1 pseudogene is annotated in these 266 nt (G+C 57.5%); it reads right to left on the reverse strand.

Annotated elements, in window-relative coordinates:
• Positions 1-266: pseudogene (locus HMPREF2807_RS13730) on the reverse strand (transposase); the annotation flags it as partial.

A 266-nucleotide genomic window follows, 5' to 3' on the forward strand; every position in this document is an offset into this window, starting at 1 on the left:
GAGTACTGGTAATGCGTCACCGAATTCGGGGTTGTGTGTTTGCGCCCATCACTTGCCGAGGCTTGTGTCCAGATCTGGCCGTGGGTGTAGTCTTCACCGGGGTTTTCTCGCCGCCAGGTTTCGATCACCTCAGGCACGGTGGGGGTCTTCACCGACAAGATGTAGTGCAGCCCTGCATCAATGAGTGCTTGTTTGTTCGCCGCGGAGAACATGCCTGCATCAGCAACGACGGTGACCTCGTCGAGTTGGTAGGCCTCTTGGAACCG

The organism is Corynebacterium sp. HMSC074A09, from assembly GCF_001811545.1.
GTDB classification, from domain to species: domain Bacteria; phylum Actinomycetota; class Actinomycetes; order Mycobacteriales; family Mycobacteriaceae; genus Corynebacterium; species Corynebacterium hiratae.